This is a genomic window from Curtobacterium sp. PsM8, from assembly GCF_030433875.1.
Classification (GTDB): domain Bacteria; phylum Actinomycetota; class Actinomycetes; order Actinomycetales; family Microbacteriaceae; genus Curtobacterium.
This window is the reverse complement of sequence record NZ_JARUXD010000175.1, coordinates 1-245: the sequence shown is the minus strand read 5'-3', so window position 1 is coordinate 245 and position 245 is coordinate 1. Positions and strand designations below refer to the sequence as shown.

At 54.3% G+C, this 245-nt stretch carries 1 protein-coding gene; it reads right to left on the bottom strand.

Annotated elements, in window-relative coordinates; genetic code table 11:
* Nucleotides 1-60: 60 nt before the first annotated feature.
* The coding region (locus QCD68_RS17265) for a hypothetical protein (RefSeq protein WP_301223900.1) at nucleotides 61-245 on the bottom strand (185 nt) is incomplete at its 5' end.

Genomic DNA, 245 nt, shown 5'->3' with positions numbered 1-245 from the left:
CAGCCACAACCACATGGCGACGATCCAACAATTCATGCGTGCGCGTATCGGCATTCATTTTTACACCTTGGTGGCTGCTGAGCGGAAGCGGTCGATGGCTTCGACCAGCAGTACGCGGCCATGAGCAAGCTCGTACATTGGGCGTTTAATGATCCTGACATTTACCTCAAGCTCGTCAACGTCCTCCGGTATCCGCCTCACATACTCCCGCTCATTCTCAAGCAGCGTACTCACCTCTTGCAGGA